The sequence below is a fragment of the Enterobacter kobei genome, assembly GCF_001729765.1.
GTDB classification, from domain to species: domain Bacteria; phylum Pseudomonadota; class Gammaproteobacteria; order Enterobacterales; family Enterobacteriaceae; genus Enterobacter; species Enterobacter kobei.
In genome coordinates, this window is record NZ_CP017181.1 from 929,191 (window position 1) to 942,720 (window position 13,530).

Genomic DNA, 13,530 nt, shown 5'->3' on the forward strand with positions numbered 1-13,530 from the left:
CGAACAGCATAAGAAATTATGCCACCCTTTGAAGCTGGAAGAGTTGCCGGACTCTCTAAACACATCACTTGAACCCTTAGCGATACGTTCCGCGCTTCGTGCGGCGCTCAATGATGCTACACCTTGTGAAAGGTCGCAGAGAATAAACAGGCGTAATGTTGGGAAGACTAACCGGATCGGGAAAGAATCCGGCTCTGCCACGGTTTCGATCACCGGAGTATAACGATCACCTGATAAGAGAACGTGCTAAGGCTTTATTCTCCCTGCGAAGGGATTACATCCTGCGGAAGCGCTACGCGCCGCCTTTTCTTATGTGCCCAACACGGCACGTAATGGTCATCCATTATCTGCACCATTGTAACTTTCGTTGTACTGTCTCTCTGCTGTACGTTAAGCCCCAGCGAACACTGGTAGATTTAGCGGAGGTGAGAACATGGCAAATGCTACTAAAAGCGCCGCGACAAAGCGCAACAACCGTAAAATTCATGCCCGTAAATTCCTGGCTACGCCAGAGGGTAAAGCCTGGCTTGCTAAGAAGCAGGAAGAAGAAGCAGAGATTAAATTAGCGCGAGCAGCTAACACCATGTTTTAAGATAGCTTCGTTCCGCGCATTATTGGCTGTTATTGTCATTGCAAACGATCTCTTAAATCAATTAACACCCGACCGAAGTAGGCAACGGAGATAAGAGAGTCATCAGTCAGAAATGCGAGACAAACTAAAACCAACATGATGATAGAGGTGATCAAGTTTAGGCGTGAGAAAGAAGAGGTCATGGCTGTCTCCTAAAGTTATAATAGGAGAATAACCATTTTGGGTTGGCATGTACACAGCTATTTCATCATCTCACTATAGCATAGTATTTTTTATTGTGTCAACCACAAAGCCTGTTAATTTATTTTGTTTTTATAACAATAGGTTAGCTGGGGGAGTGTACCGATACTTGCATGTGAAAAAAATTCTTTCAGAGCTATTTAACGAAATGTGGCTCTCCGCTGATGAACAAGATTTGGAAGAAAGGGGGCATTGCGCCCCCTCGTATCATTCCTGTAAAGCCCGTAGCCACATCATAAGCAAATGAAGCTGGCTTCCTGTCATGGCAGGGATTCGGACGGTTTTACCGTTGCTTACGTTGCACTGCGCGAGCGCTAACGCCATAATGTGCTGATTCGGCATCTCTAACTCTCCGTTGGGATTGTTGAATACGGCGGGGGCTGGCTTCTTGGTGGTTGGCGGCCCCTGCCACTTCTTCGTTTACAGCTTTTCTAAGGTTTGTTGGTAACAGGTGACGCTGTATCGTCGTCCCTGCAAATTTCACCACTTGCGTATAAACGCACACCGTAGCACCACACCAGATAAAGCTGGTGATTAGCTCTTCTTCCTTTTTCACTCTTCCGAATCCTCTGTATTGAAGGTTTTCGTATAGGGACATTTCCCCTTAGTTACGTAGGTGAACAAGTAGATGCTGTTCTGATAAGTGCATAGCGTTTTTCCGTTCTCCGTCTGTTCCTCCTGTGGGTGAGTCATCGTAATTTGTCCGGCATTCGCCAGGGCTGGCAATAGCGCCAGCGTCAGCACCAGTAAGCGTTTCATGTTGATCACTCCCAAATGTTTGCAAGGGCAGCGCCCACGCTCTTAACGTCAATCTTCAAATAGTTCATGGTGACTTTAGGATCTGAATGGTTCAGCGCTTTCATTGCTAAAGCCAAATTCCCGTTAGACTTCTCCCACACCTGTGTAGCAGAAAATTTCCTGAAAGAATGGCACCCGACGGTTCCTTTAATCCCCACATTCTCCGCAGCCTGTTTGATCTCACGGTTCACCTGCTCACGGCTTACTGGGGCTTTTCCTGAAGCTCGGTTGCTGTGTGACGTGAAAACGTATTCGTCTTTCGGGAATGCCTGGCGGCGACGTCCTACAATCTCCCACACCTTCGCAGGGACTATGATTTCCTTCTTCTTGCCCGTCTTACTCTCCAGTACTTCCAGCGTGTTTCCCTCCTTGAACTGGCTGAACTTCAAATTCACCGTGTCACCTACCCGTAAACATAAAGAGGCCATAGTGATCGCTACATCTGCGAATAGCTGTTTGTTATGACTTTCAAGCCAGTTAATCAGCTTAAAAGCCTCTGCCTGGGTGATTATCTTCGTGGTCGCCATCTGCTTATCTCCGTAAATATTGAAACTGTGAAATAAGATTATGATCATTTTCAGTAAGTTACAACTATTCAATCTCACATTTTTTGACGGAGTGGTGGAAGGTTGCGCCATTTCCAGCACTACTGAACGCGAAAAAGCACGGCCTCCTGTTTGAAACTCGAGCAATTTCGTAATATCTTCAACGAAATCATCATGTTGGCAAGTCTAAACAGATGTTTGCACGTTGCCAAATCCTGGCGAGGCTATGCACATTTTATGCAGATTCATTGCATACAATAGAGAGGGAGGAGGACGGTTAAATAATTTATTTTAATTAAATCAATGAATTAGGCGTTCTATCTCACATTACTATAAAACCTTGAGGTAGAGGCATTGCACGGTAGATGATAGCTGTTCTCATTTGTGGCGTTGTGATCTGAGTTGATGATAATTATTATCAACAAAGGTGATTTTGGTATGGAAAATCGAATTGTTACATTATAACAAAAGTCGTTAAGCACATTGCACCTATCATGAAAGTGCTCTTAGTGGACAATGATTGCTGTGAGCCGCACGGTGCAAGGCTTTACAAAAATTGAGGTAATGTACATCGATAGTTAGAAAGTGATTTACAGAGCGTGAGAGGTGGATTATTTAGATTGGCTTAATCCTGGATTAAGTAGGGCTTTACTGTCCATTTTGATTGGAATTACTGCGGGTTGTTGCATGGACGATTCGGAGTGAGCAGGGTGATGATTAATCGTTGGGGAGTGACGTTTTGTCACTTTCAGCGTGAGAACATACGGGAAAAACCCTGCTATGTGACGGAGTGTCACACATACGAATCATCCTGTCTGTGACGTAATGTCACATCAACAAGCTACTTCTGTGACGCAGCGTCACACATGAGGCACGTTATCTGTGACGTAACGTCACTCTATAAGACTAACTAACTATAATACTAAGATCTATAAGACTATGTTTGTGGATTTGACCTTTTGCGCTGGTCGCAAAGATCATTTGCCTGGCGTCAATCGCCGTCACTCAAGGGGAAATGTCCTGGTACGCCGTTTGGTGGCTTCCCGGACACCCCCGTTCCTGCTCACGACGCAGCAAAGCGTTACTCTTTACCTTCTGGACTCGTGCAAACTTCGTTTCTGACGAGAGTCAGGCACGAACAATTATTTGCCATCGGCAAAGTACCGTTGCGCTGTGCGCGGAATAGTCGTGTGCTTCGCCAGTGGCTAAAGTTCACTTACCCTCGTACCTCGTGCAAGTTCACTAAGCCTCAATCCAATACCAACACCTACTATCCTGATAACTACCGTTATCCCTCTGTAGTTGTGCTATTGGTTTCGGGAGTAAGTGCCAGAGGGCGGCATAAGTGCAAACAGAGCGCCTCAGAGGTGCTGCAATCGATTTAAAGAGGGTAAGAAATGTAAGGTGACTACCCATGCAATAAAAGCTCTTAGAATGCTTTACAGAGCGTTTTAGGGCTATTGTAGTTAATGAACCAGGCGTGAGCCTCTCAGCACATCCATCGTTAGTATAGTTGGCTGGGCATACGTGATGGTGCTACATAATGAAACGATGGTTTCAATGTCCTGGATGGTGATCTGATAGGTTCCAGCACCGGGCGAGCCAATGTCTCGGCAGAGTATCCAGCCAGCATTATCCAGATCGCCAATGACGGTCATCACTCGTTTCTGAGTCATGCCGAGATCACGGGCTGTACAACTCAGATCGAACATCACACATCCGGCTGTATCGTCCTCACACTCTCTGAGATAAGCCCACACTCGTTTATGATCGGTGGTAAAAGTCAGTACTTTGGGGAGTCTGCTGCGTTTCTGTGGATGCGTTACCTCGGTGAAATACGGCACCAGGCTGTCAAACATCTGTTCGGTGGTGAGTTCAATTGTATGTGGCGTGTGAGTAGTGCTGAGGTGTGGCTGAGAATGATTCATTAAGTCCTCCTGTCTGTTTTTTAGTCAATAAGTCCTCTTGGTTGAGTTGTTATCGTTCATTTTTTAATCACTTGTTAATGGGGTGTCTGGGGTTTTCCCAAGCATTCCGTTCTGGTTGGCAAAACTACCACAAAAACAGATTGATTTCCATCGTTGATTTTGTGTATAAAGAGCACTAATCGCAAAACAAAAATGCAACGCGTTGAAAAAGATCAAAATTATTTTGAGAAATCACCATTGAGGGGTTGACAGATAGGTAAGAAAAATGTTATAGTACCCATGTAGCATAAAACTTTATCCACATAATCTCTTAATGCACTTTGAGCCGTCAGGCTGCAAGGTGTCTTTTTATTTACGCCAACCATAGGAAGCCACACTGAGATACTTTGACGTTGAAGACACACTTCAACAATTGAAAGACGGAACCACCAACCGTTACCGCATCCGAGCACTACGCAACGCTTGCCGCGCTCGTGGATACCACGAAAGGGAAGCCTTTCTCACAGAAGTATTGAAGCGCTGGGATGAAATCCGCACTTCGACCACTAAATAACCCAGAAGGAGAACAAGAATGATCGAGAAGAAAACCAAACTACCACCGTCCACATCGTTAATGATACCGGATGAGACATTTCAGATTCTGTTCAGAGAAGCGAAGCGCCGAAAAATGAGCGTAAGCGCACTCCTTCTTGAAGAATGCCAAAGTCTGGCGGTCAAATACTCGAAAGCTGGCGCGTAATAACCACGTTTCAGCGTCAAAACCCACCCCACGAATGAGAAGCGGAGAAAACCAAATGAGGAGCATTCGTAATTTACTGAGCATACATAGGAGCATAGAACAATGGCAAAAACCCTCGCCGAGATTAAGGCAGATCCAAAATACCAATACACCGATAAAGATGGAAAAGTAAGAGATCGTACAATCAACATCCCGCATTACTTCCGAGAGATTCCACGTATTTATTCTCCCAATCTCGAAAATGGTTTCATGGATTTTTGCCCGAAGGCGCAAAAGTTGTACTGTTATTTTCAGGGATGGGAAAATTCAGGGAATTTCTGTTACGAAAGCCAGACAGAACTTGGAAAGGTGATCGATTTATCCAGGGAGCACACCTGCAAACTCATTCAGAAGCTGCAAGATGCAGGGCTAATCACGAAAGAGAAAAACCCTGGTTATCGTTCCAAAGTTTACCGCACGTTTCCGATCACTGATGCTCACATTACCCCGCCAGAAGCGCCGACAGCGCAGCCTGTAACAGTGTCTGACGAAGTGCCAGCCCCTGAGCCAGTGAATACAGTAGAAACCCACGAAGACACACCAGCGATAACGCCTCAAAGAATCCGTACTTCTGACGCAGTGAAACACCTGCTTGAAAATCTCTCACAACGACGAGAGGACGAGAGCTTTTATTCCTGGTCATCAAGAGTGCTTCAACGAATCGGAATAGATCATTCAATGGGAATCGAGCAACTATTTCAGGAAACACACCCGTATGAATACACCCAGATTGAACAATCAACGATACCATTTTAACGGAGACCTAATTGATACAATACATAAAATTGAACAACACAAACCAGATACAGATCAACGATAGCGGGAAGGGCGTTTATCATGCGCTTATCTGGTTCTGGAAAGGAAGGAAGACCAAAATTTCTTACGGAGAGCTATCTGATAAATCCGGTGTAAGTGATCGCGGGATCAGATTCTGGCTTAGTACTCTACGCAACATTGGTGTAATTCAAATAGAGGATGAAAGTAGCTATTTATCATTCACGCTGAAACACATCGAACGAGACAATGTAGAATTTATCTACTCTAATTTCTAAAACACACAATCGGGAAACTTTTATGATAACTGCTTTATGGTGGTGGGCTTTGCTGTACGGATTATACGTTATGACAAGACAAGGAGTTTCCCCTCTACGAGGAATGAATGGGAAAAAGAAAACGTAACGTAGTTACAAAGCTTGAACGAAACGCACAATCATTATTACGAACATCTGATTTTCAAAATCTCTCTCGCCTTTCGAAGGAACAGAATTGTCTTCCTGGTGAATGGCAAACTGAAACAATCGAAGAGAATAGCCCTGCAATGTCTCCAGATGAGATGGGCGCATTACAGGACATTCTCAATAGCTGCCCTTCTGCATTCTGGAAACCCAGGAAGATGAAATTCTTCAACGTAGATTCTTCGAATCTCCACAAATGGCAAATTCTTAATTTCTCCTCCTACGAACATTATTGCGGCTGGCTTTCGGTAAATCACCTTAACAATTTAACCCGCGATTTTGACACCCTATTTGATACTAAGGAACATTATGACTAATAAGACTATGGACACCATAAACACCCTACTTAATTCTTTCCACGAGAATTGGCACCTTCCTATTCTTGAATTGGTTAATGCAGCGTGGCGTGACAGAACGCCAGAAGCGATGTTATGCGCGTCTAAACAAACAGAGCAGGGGATAGACGCACTGGAGCAGTTAGAACGCGCCATAGCGCTTCTGATGCGCTCTCAGAACAGTACGGTTACAGAACATGAGGTTTGGAAAGTGATCGATGAGTGGACGGAACTTGCATGTTCTCTAAAGTATGTCTCACAGGAACTTTCCGAGCTTGCCATAGAGATCGCTGAAGAATACGCCATAACATAAAAGTTACGAAATGTCTTGACAGATTGTGCTATTTGTGTCATAATGAGTTATAGGGTGAGTATTCGAATCACTTCTCCCTCCTGAATGCCGTTTCCCATAGCGGCACTCTCTTTTGAATGCTTTTTTTGAAAGTGTTGGTTCTTTCTTCTTCTTTTTTGTTTAGTTCCGAAGGAATGCGTGGGATGTAATGTCTCGTTGTGTTGGCTTTACATGCAATCACCCGCGCATCTCCGACCTTTTCAAAAAGAGCATTCGCTCTTTATCCCTCATTCATTCCGTTAGGATGAATGTAGTCAGACTTAACTACCCTTGAATTGTGAGAGGTTCAGGAATTACGTTAAGCTGGCAATCTTCTATTAATAACACTCCCGAAAGTGTCAGCTAATAGATAATGAAAGCCTCATTTATTCCAGGGTGTCACCTATTGTTATAGGTGTGCGCTTTTAAATGAGGAGCAATGACGGGCGATCCTACTTTGTGCTTACATTTGTATTCACATTGCGCCCTCATTTATTCAAGAAGACATTTTTTAACATCATGGCCTCCTCTATGACGTTAAACAATGCTTTCTTTAGCAAGGGGCATTCTCTCCAGGGGCTTAACCGCCCCTTTTTAACAATCTGTGTGTAACGCTTTCGTTATTAATGCTTTCGTAATTAATGCACAGACCAACGCGAAGGAACAACAACAATGTTCTTATTAAATAATCGCGACCGAATCCTAAAATACAAAGATGAAGTGATTTTGTGTAACCCTGAATTAATAGCTAAAGTGGCTGAAATGGCAGGATGCACTGTAGAAGAAATAGAAAAGGCTGTAGACCAGTATTTCCCTTCTGAAAACACCAATCCAAATAAATTAAGTATTCAGGAACGGATCGCCAATAAAGTAAAAAAGGAATCAACCAAACAATGATTATCACCCTATCAGACGTTTTTCCGGTACGTAAGAGCTACACAGACATTGTGAGTGCTGCGACCGACAATTTTGCAGCAGTAGACAGTAAAGTGTTCGCTTCTCTTCCTGCTGATGTGCAGTGCGGCGATGTTTTAGACGCCTCCGGCGCTCTCTATACATCTGGGAACGTGGCTTATGTCTGCGTGTCCGACTTCGTTACAGCAGGTAGTAATAAGCCTGTGAACGTCCTACGCGCTCCCAACGTTGGATCATACGTTGCCCTCAAGAGCGACAATCTCAACGCAGCTAACCACGCAGCAGCGATCAGCGCATTACAGGCGCAAGGCTTCGCCACTCGTGAATTTTTCACCTCTTAAGCAAGGAAGATAAATAATGATTATTGGAAACGAGCGTATCGACCTTTCCCCATTATTCCAGCTAACCAGCACCCGCAATTTTTTACTGTCGTCACTAAACATTTTTGATGGCGACGGAGTTACATCTCATAAGGTGAGCGTGTCCCGTCTGCTGGAAGATAACACCAGCCTGTATAATCAGCCTACTGCAAGGTTCTCCAACGAACATAACACTACGCAACGTCAGAGCGGTAAAGAGTGGCTTATTGAGCTTCCGTATTTCCTGCGTGAAGACGTGATCACTCCGTCAGACATTCAGGGCAAGCGTAAGCCTGGAAGCGACATTCAAGAAACAGTGACAGACATTTACAGCGATTACATGAATAAACACGCTGTAGCGTTTATGCGCACTCGCGAAAGCTATCTTGCTCGCTCTCTGTTCTCTGGTCAGGTGTATACGCCTAAGACAGACGATCTGTTAATCGACTTTGGCGATCTGTTCGGCGTAGCCCCGATGAATGCCACTCTTGATCTGTCAGCTACAGATAGCAGCACTCTACGTGCCATTGACGACATGGTGAGTCAAATCACCGAAGCGGCACAAAGCCAGGCGTCGGCAGTGGAGCGAATTATTGTTTTTGCTAAAGGCTCATTCTATAGCGATCTGCGTTTCAGCCCTGCAATGGAAGCGGCTTTCCGCTATGTCAGCCCACTGGACGAAGGGAACGTAGTATTCCAGCGTCGTGACCTCCTGCCAGGCGTGAGCACTTTTAGCATTCCAGGCACAAATTGCGATGTTGTGAAAGTAACTGATCCGCTGCTATTAGCACAAATGGGTGATGCTGATGCTATCGCTATCCCGCAATTCGCTAAGGGAAGCGGTATTTACCAGAACATCTACGGCGCAGCTTCTTCAACATTTGAACTTCTTAATGCAGCACCTGCGGAAGTTTATAGCTGGAGCTTCGAAAGCGAGCGCGGTAACGCAATCAATGTGATTTCCGAGAACTCAGCACTGCCAGTTAACCACGGCCTGAACTTCTCCGTTCACATTAAAGCCACAGAATAGTGAGCAAGCGGGAGCCTGACCCGCTGGAAAATAATCAGGCTTTGAATAGGGCGTGTGAACGTTGGGAACTATGAGAGCGCAAATCTCCCCAGTGTTCCCGCCCTTTTTTATTTCCAGAATAGGAGGAAAGATAAAATTGGAAATTATCCTAAAGAGTCGAGGCTTGCATTTACAACTAAATGATACAAGTGCAGAGCAAATACTCAATTTAGCAGCCGTATCGAGAGCACTTGATGTGAGTCATTCACATTTAAGACAACTTATTTTCAGAGGAATGAGTGTATCAGATGCACTTAATTATCTGGTGAACGAAAAGAAAGGCGGTGAATAATGTCAGGTGGACTAATCGTCAATACAAGTACCATCCGTAACGTGGTGACATTTAGTGTTGATCGTAATTCGATGAAAACCGCTTTAGATGCTTTTGACCAGATTCAGAAGAAAGCGAAAGGTATTAAAGACCCCACAATAAACATGAAGAGATTCAGCCAGGGGCTAAAGTCTGCTGAAAGAGAATTAGATAAGCTGAATAAGAAAGCCTCTAAGCCTCGTAGCAACGATGAACGAGAAAAGGCAAGGGCAGCTAAGGCCGCGCTTCGTGTAGAGGCTCAGGCAGCGAAAGAGGCCGCGAGAAATGCACAGCGCCGTGAAAGGGCAGAGCTGAAGCTGTTGGACACTGCCAGCAGCTTTAAGAGTATGCAACACCTAACCAATGTTGAGCTAACACAGGCAGCGCTACAGGCGTCACGGATCACCAAAGCGTACTCCCAGGGCACAATTTCTTTAGCACGCCAAAACAGTGAGATTAAGCGCCTCCAGCAGGGTTACAGACGTATCAACGCAGAACGTAGGCAAGCAGCTAAACGAGGCGCTACGGCTCCCGTTGGCGGCTCTGGAGCGATTACAGGCGGGCTTATGGGGTTAGGCACTGGTGCGCTTGCTGGCGCTGGTATTGGTGCGGCGGCTTACGGTGCTTATTCATGGGGTAAAGATGCTGTAACCGCACAGGAAGAGCGTAGTGAAATTGTCGCCCGTGCGAAGTTGGGCGGGGTGGATTACAACGTTTTACAGGCACTTTCGCAGTATGCCACGGCTAACGGGATCGACTCAGGAATGGGAATTCAAGGGGAGAGAAAGCTGCTCGATTCGGGGAAAGACATTTCCGAAAAGCTGGCAGACAGCTACACCAACAGCACCTTTGATAAGAAGTCTGGACAATGGAAAGGCGGGAACGCTGCTGTAGATACAGCCCTGAACATGGGATTCACTAAAGATGACCTGAAAGGCTTCCAATCAAACCCGTTTGGCTTCGTCTCTGCCTACACTAACACCATGCAGGGGAAAGGGTATTCACAAGAGCAAATTCTTCATAATCTGGAAGACCTTGCAGACGATTTAGGCTTGTATCACAAGGCATTTTCTAATCAAGGAAAAGCGATCACTGATCAGGTGGACGTGCTCAAGCGTAACGGGCAATGGCTGGACGAAGCCCAGCAAGATCAGCTTGTGGCCTATCGCAAGTTTAATCAGGAAATGGACATTCTCAACGATAGCCAGAAGTTGGCCTTCTTCGAAGGTTTCATGGAGTCTCTCGACCCTGCGACGGTTAAAGAGTGGAAGGAAGCTATGCAGGAGGCGTTACCCTTCTTCAAGGGGGCAGGGGCAGCAGCCGGTGATCTTGTATCCGGCTTGATTAAACTCTCCAACTGGATCACTGGTAAGCTGAATCTTCTGAACGGTGACAACACTACTATAGAGGCGGTGAGCCAGCATTACGGCACAACGTCAGCACCTGCACTGCCTGGGAGTAATCCAGTGGCTAACGCCTACGGAGCCAGCCAGCCTAAAGCAGACGGCACACATGAGCATAATGTATTCGACACAATGCGTGAATGGTGGAACGGTACAAGCGGGGCGCAGGATGTTAGCAGTTACGCTCAGAGCGCCAACGGTGATTATTCTCCTGTTTCTATGTTGAAACAATCGGCAGCGGCTACTGCGACACCGCCAGCTAAAAATACAGTGGTTCAGCCAGTGGTATTACAAAATAACCTGCCGGAAGGAATGATCTCTCTCACTATTGCCCCTGATCCGACATTCGGAAACATGCTAAATGCGAGCGTAGATCAGCGTATTAATCAGAACAATCAGCGCATGGTGTTGGCTGTTTCATCTGGACAAGGGGCGGGGGGCTAATTGCCCCTCTTCATAAGGAATAAAATAAAATGGCAACACCAGGAAGTTTAACAATCGGGGGCGATTCTTCCCGAATCAATTCAACCTCAAATAGTAATAACAGCAGCGCCACCCGTAATAAAGGTGAAAATGGATTCACTATCCTCGCATCTGTTTATAATCCAGCTTCTGATAGCTACATTCAAAACTATCAGGCTATTGTTTTTGATGCAGTGACAGATACGGGAGTCCGCAGACAGGCAGACATTACAAGCTATCCCGTTGAGAGCGGGGCAGAAGTGAGCGATCATGTTCAGATTAAGAATAACACTTTTAAGCTATCGGGGATTATTACCGAAACTCCGGTAAGGCTTGAGAAAGATTTATTATACAGTGCTGGCGTTAATGGTACTCGTATTTCTCAGGCTATCCAGTATCTTGATAAAATCTTTGATAGTCGTCAGCCTATTACATTAGTGACAGAGCACAAAGTGTATGAGAATGTAATTCTATCTGGAATCAGTTACGATTATAAATCTGAATTTGCTATGCAATTCGATCTTGAATTTGAACAGATCAGGCTTGTTAGCACTGCTACAGTTAATGTAATTGCGACTAAAACGCAGGGTAATAAATCTATTGGTGGTACGGTGAAACAGAAGGTAGTGAATAATGCACCTAAGAAAATCGAAGGTGATACTGTTACTACGGAGTTTAAAAAATAAGGGGCTTACGCCCCTTTTTATTGATTCTCTATCTCTGGATAACGTAGCAATTCGATGTATTGCCGTAGTTCAACAGGAGAGGCGGCATTTTTAGAGTATGTCTTGAAACTCTCCGTTTCCCCTCTCGAATGACCCAGGAGAAGGGCGATCCGGTCTTCTGGTACGGGCTTAAGTTCTGCAAATCCAACCCCGCCCCTGTCCATCGTTTGAGCAACCAGATGCCTGATCGAGTGAAACACCTTGTTTTCCTGCCCAGGGAGAATATCGCGTTTAAGCCGTCCAAAGCGGTTTACGTGCCACGATGAGCGCTTGCCGTCCTCTCTCTTGGTCACACTTGCACGGTAGAATAAAAAGCCGTTGTGCGGCTTCTGGCAGCGTTCCAGCACCATTGTTTTAATCGCACTATGAAGTGGAACCAACCGCGCCGCATTGCGTGTCTTACCCTCCGTCACCTCGAAACATAACACCCCCTCGACTTCACGGATATTTTCAGATTTCAAACTGGCTATTTCATTAATGCGCATCCCGCTATAAGCGGCGATAGCGGTCACATCCCTTAGTTCGTCCTCTCCTAACTCGTTAAACGCACTAATGAGCTTCGTAATTTCTACGTCCGTGAATGCCTCGTAACTCTGGCGGCTCTGCGCTGTGTTGAGTTTATGCCCCCTGAACACGTTACTTTCCAGCGGTGGGGCGTCCTGGTATCGGGAAGAGGCAAGATCGAGAATGTTTGCCATTGCTGATAGGTAGTTAGCCACTGTCTGGACTGCCTTTGTCTCTCGGAGATGATCAAGCCAGCCTGTAACGGTGGTACGGTTGATATCATTTAGTTCAACATCCTTCTTTCGCAGGTAATTCAGGAACAGTTCAACGGCTTTTCTGGTCTTGCTTAATGTTCCCATTTTCAGACGATCAGCATTATGCGTGAGGTAAATCTCCAACATCTTATTCAGAGAGGGGCAGTGGTAGATAATCGGCGCTGATGCTTTCGGGGCAGCTTTCGCGTACTTAGCCACGCTCTTTAAAAAGCTGATCGTGTCCTGCAAGCTGTCCGGTTTTGGCGGCTCTGCAATTTGCCTGATGTGGTGAAATTCGTCGGCTATAACATCACGCTTCCTACGAGCCACACGAAGATCGGAAGTGTTCAGACTACGGACGAGAGTTTTTCTTCCACCAAATGCATTACGAAGCCATACAGGAATTGAGATCCTGACGTAATAAATTCCGTAACTATCGGAAATGATGTATTGATCCGGCTTGTATTTCATTTTCCACCCCGTTAAAGTTGAGGGGCGTTTATCATGTGCAGCGTGAATGCCAGATTATCAGTGTGCGTAAAAATCGTTAAATCAGGTAGTTGCGAAGGTCGTAGGTGAAGACCTGAACACAAGATTTATCGCGTGTTACACTCCTATTATCGGCACCACTCAAAACTCTTCTCATGTCTACCGAAAACAACTCAAAGCTGTTTCCGTCCTGTAATCTTATTTCCTGTTATCAACGGGTTTATATTCGTTCCAGGGTTATAGCTTCACTGAAACTTA

16 protein-coding genes are annotated in these 13,530 nt (G+C 45.5%); 11 read left to right on the forward strand and 5 right to left on the reverse strand.

The genetic code is table 11. The features are described 5' to 3' along the window. Window positions 1-433: 433 nt before the first annotated feature. Window positions 434-592, forward strand: a complete 159-nt coding sequence (locus BFV64_RS25715) for a hypothetical protein (RefSeq protein ID WP_164981154.1) — start codon at window positions 434-436, stop codon at window positions 590-592. A 523-nt stretch (window positions 593-1,115) separates the two neighbouring features. On the opposite strand, the gene BFV64_RS04405 is transcribed toward BFV64_RS25715, so the two are convergent. The 4 genes from BFV64_RS04405 to BFV64_RS04420 all read right to left on the reverse strand — a co-directional run bounded on the left by BFV64_RS04405 (window position 1,116) and on the right by BFV64_RS04420 (window position 4,103). After that, window positions 1,116-1,388, reverse strand: a complete 273-nt coding sequence (locus BFV64_RS04405) for a hypothetical protein (protein WP_158008542.1) — start codon at window positions 1,386-1,388, stop codon at window positions 1,116-1,118. Continuing rightward, window positions 1,385-1,591 (reverse strand): hypothetical protein, encoded by a 207-nt coding sequence (locus BFV64_RS04410; protein WP_069602465.1) that lies wholly within the window; start codon window positions 1,589-1,591, stop codon window positions 1,385-1,387. Before BFV64_RS04410 ends, BFV64_RS04405 begins: the two co-directional genes overlap by 4 nt. A gap of 5 nt (window positions 1,592-1,596) precedes the next feature. Next, window positions 1,597-2,157, reverse strand: a complete 561-nt coding sequence (locus tag BFV64_RS04415) for a tyrosine-type recombinase/integrase (RefSeq protein WP_069602466.1) — start codon at window positions 2,155-2,157, stop codon at window positions 1,597-1,599. Between the two features lie 1,484 nt (window positions 2,158-3,641). Then, window positions 3,642-4,103, reverse strand: coding sequence for a hypothetical protein (locus BFV64_RS04420; protein WP_069601752.1), 462 nt, complete (start codon window positions 4,101-4,103; stop codon window positions 3,642-3,644). A 571-nt stretch (window positions 4,104-4,674) separates the two neighbouring features. On the opposite strand from BFV64_RS04420, the gene BFV64_RS25720 reads away from it, so the two are divergent. The 10 genes from BFV64_RS25720 to BFV64_RS04465 all read left to right on the forward strand — a co-directional run bounded on the left by BFV64_RS25720 (window position 4,675) and on the right by BFV64_RS04465 (window position 11,986). Beyond that, on the forward strand, window positions 4,675-4,842 hold the full coding sequence (locus tag BFV64_RS25720; RefSeq protein WP_164530024.1) for a hypothetical protein: 168 nt from the start codon (window positions 4,675-4,677) through the stop codon (window positions 4,840-4,842). A gap of 102 nt (window positions 4,843-4,944) precedes the next feature. Then, the gene (locus BFV64_RS04425) at window positions 4,945-5,637 is read left to right on the forward strand and encodes a helix-turn-helix domain-containing protein (RefSeq protein WP_069601753.1); all 693 of its coding nucleotides are present in this window, start codon (window positions 4,945-4,947) and stop codon (window positions 5,635-5,637) included. 403 nt (window positions 5,638-6,040) lie between these two features. After that, window positions 6,041-6,433 (forward strand): hypothetical protein, encoded by a 393-nt coding sequence (locus tag BFV64_RS25775; RefSeq protein ID WP_069601754.1) that lies wholly within the window; start codon window positions 6,041-6,043, stop codon window positions 6,431-6,433. Continuing rightward, entirely contained in the window at window positions 6,426-6,764 is a 339-nt protein-coding gene (locus BFV64_RS04440; RefSeq protein ID WP_069601755.1) for a hypothetical protein, read from the forward strand. The genes BFV64_RS25775 and BFV64_RS04440 overlap by 8 nt, the downstream gene beginning before the upstream one ends. 690 nt (window positions 6,765-7,454) lie before the next feature. Then, window positions 7,455-7,679, forward strand: a complete 225-nt coding sequence (locus BFV64_RS04445; protein ID WP_069601756.1) for a hypothetical protein — start codon at window positions 7,455-7,457, stop codon at window positions 7,677-7,679. After that, window positions 7,676-8,038: a hypothetical protein gene (locus tag BFV64_RS04450; protein WP_032255273.1), complete on the forward strand. Its 363-nt coding sequence runs from the start codon at window positions 7,676-7,678 to the stop codon at window positions 8,036-8,038. Before BFV64_RS04445 ends, BFV64_RS04450 begins: the two co-directional genes overlap by 4 nt. A gap of 16 nt (window positions 8,039-8,054) precedes the next feature. Beyond that, window positions 8,055-9,086, forward strand: a complete 1,032-nt coding sequence (locus tag BFV64_RS04455) for a major capsid protein (protein WP_069601757.1) — start codon at window positions 8,055-8,057, stop codon at window positions 9,084-9,086. Window positions 9,087-9,222: 136 nt separating this feature from the next. Beyond that, window positions 9,223-9,417, forward strand: a complete 195-nt coding sequence (locus BFV64_RS24010; protein ID WP_032255343.1) for an uL22 family ribosomal protein — start codon at window positions 9,223-9,225, stop codon at window positions 9,415-9,417. After that, complete coding sequence (locus BFV64_RS04460) at window positions 9,417-11,282, forward strand: hypothetical protein (protein WP_069601758.1); 1,866 nt, start codon at window positions 9,417-9,419, stop codon at window positions 11,280-11,282. The genes BFV64_RS24010 and BFV64_RS04460 overlap by 1 nt, the downstream gene beginning before the upstream one ends. A 29-nt stretch (window positions 11,283-11,311) precedes the next feature. Then, a complete protein-coding gene (locus BFV64_RS04465) occupies window positions 11,312-11,986 on the forward strand; it encodes a phage baseplate protein (RefSeq protein WP_069601759.1) in 675 nt (224 codons plus the stop codon). Between the two features lie 17 nt (window positions 11,987-12,003). Here BFV64_RS04465 and BFV64_RS04470 read toward each other — a convergent pair whose 3' ends face one another. Next, window positions 12,004-13,254, reverse strand: coding sequence for a DUF6538 domain-containing protein (locus BFV64_RS04470; RefSeq protein ID WP_069601760.1), 1,251 nt, complete (start codon window positions 13,252-13,254; stop codon window positions 12,004-12,006). Window positions 13,255-13,530: the final 276 nt, after the last annotated feature.

What these genes read in the sequence shown, in the direction of transcription:
- BFV64_RS04445 (WP_069601756.1), top strand. Translation starts at nt 7,455, where the DNA reads ATGTTCTTATTAAATAATCGCGACCGAATCCTAAAATACAAAGATGAA.
- BFV64_RS04440 (WP_069601755.1), top strand. Translation starts at nt 6,426, where the DNA reads ATGACTAATAAGACTATGGACACCATAAACACCCTACTTAATTCTTTC.
- BFV64_RS25715 (WP_164981154.1), top strand. Translation starts at nt 434, where the DNA reads ATGGCAAATGCTACTAAAAGCGCCGCGACAAAGCGCAACAACCGTAAA.
- BFV64_RS04420 (WP_069601752.1), bottom strand. Translation starts at nt 4,103, where the DNA reads ATGAATCATTCTCAGCCACACCTCAGCACTACTCACACGCCACATACA.
- BFV64_RS04455 (WP_069601757.1), top strand. Translation starts at nt 8,055, where the DNA reads ATGATTATTGGAAACGAGCGTATCGACCTTTCCCCATTATTCCAGCTA.
- BFV64_RS04465 (WP_069601759.1), top strand. Translation starts at nt 11,312, where the DNA reads ATGGCAACACCAGGAAGTTTAACAATCGGGGGCGATTCTTCCCGAATC.
- BFV64_RS25720 (WP_164530024.1), top strand. Translation starts at nt 4,675, where the DNA reads ATGATCGAGAAGAAAACCAAACTACCACCGTCCACATCGTTAATGATA.
- BFV64_RS04450 (WP_032255273.1), top strand. Translation starts at nt 7,676, where the DNA reads ATGATTATCACCCTATCAGACGTTTTTCCGGTACGTAAGAGCTACACA.
- BFV64_RS04415 (WP_069602466.1), bottom strand. Translation starts at nt 2,157, where the DNA reads ATGGCGACCACGAAGATAATCACCCAGGCAGAGGCTTTTAAGCTGATT.
- BFV64_RS04470 (WP_069601760.1), bottom strand. Translation starts at nt 13,254, where the DNA reads ATGAAATACAAGCCGGATCAATACATCATTTCCGATAGTTACGGAATT.
- BFV64_RS25775 (WP_069601754.1), top strand. Translation starts at nt 6,041, where the DNA reads ATGGGAAAAAGAAAACGTAACGTAGTTACAAAGCTTGAACGAAACGCA.
- BFV64_RS04425 (WP_069601753.1), top strand. Translation starts at nt 4,945, where the DNA reads ATGGCAAAAACCCTCGCCGAGATTAAGGCAGATCCAAAATACCAATAC.
- BFV64_RS04460 (WP_069601758.1), top strand. Translation starts at nt 9,417, where the DNA reads ATGTCAGGTGGACTAATCGTCAATACAAGTACCATCCGTAACGTGGTG.
- BFV64_RS04410 (WP_069602465.1), bottom strand. Translation starts at nt 1,591, where the DNA reads ATGAAACGCTTACTGGTGCTGACGCTGGCGCTATTGCCAGCCCTGGCG.